We start from the raw sequence: 733 nt of genomic DNA on the forward strand, positions 1-733 counted from the left end.
CCGAAGACGGTGCTACCGTCACCACCACCGAAGACCACCTCTACTGGAACACCACCGACAATCAATGGCAACAAGCCCAACACCTCGACCCTGGAGACAAGCTCCACACCGCCAACGGACAACCCATCCGCGTTGGCGGCCTGCTGCTCCCCACCGCCCACACCGCCACCGCCTACAACCTCACCGTCCAGGACATCCACACTTACTATGTGCGTGCTGGAAGCAGTTCTGTCCTGGTCCACAACTGTGGCGGGACGGTTCGTGTGTCACCGTCGGCCCAAGACTGGGGGACGAAAGGTGCGCACATGCATGTTGGGAATCATGAAGTGCGAATCTTCCCGGATGGGAACGGTGGAGTCGGCGCGGAGGCGATTCGTCTGCGTTCGGGGACTGCAACAAGTGCAGATGTTCAGCGGGCCCTGGCTGAGATCGAGTCCAATCCTCGGGTTCGAGCCGATCTGATCGACAAGGCGCGAAGCGCCATGTCGAGCATGAATAACGGCGAGTGGGGAATGTCCAAGAATCGTGCCGCCGAGATGCACTACTTGATCAGGGCATTGGAGGGCATGGGATGATCGATCTTGATCTGTATTTCGATGTTCTTCTCTCGGGGCGCTTGGCTGGTCTCGGTTCCGGCTCGTCCGCTGAGCAGGTCGAGGCGGCTCTTGGTCGGGATTACCTAGATGATGTTCAGCGCGATAAGTGGATGCGTCGCGACTATGGACTGATCGAG

Annotated in this window: 1 protein-coding gene; it reads left to right on the forward strand. The window is 59.2% G+C overall.

What is annotated here, in order from left to right; genetic code table 11:
- A partial coding sequence (locus ACYVIP_RS44630) for a polymorphic toxin-type HINT domain-containing protein (RefSeq protein ID WP_460407302.1) occupies positions 1–575 on the forward strand: 575 nt, incomplete at its 5' end.
- Positions 576–733 lie beyond the last annotated feature (158 nt).

Source organism: Actinophytocola sediminis (genome assembly GCF_054779715.1).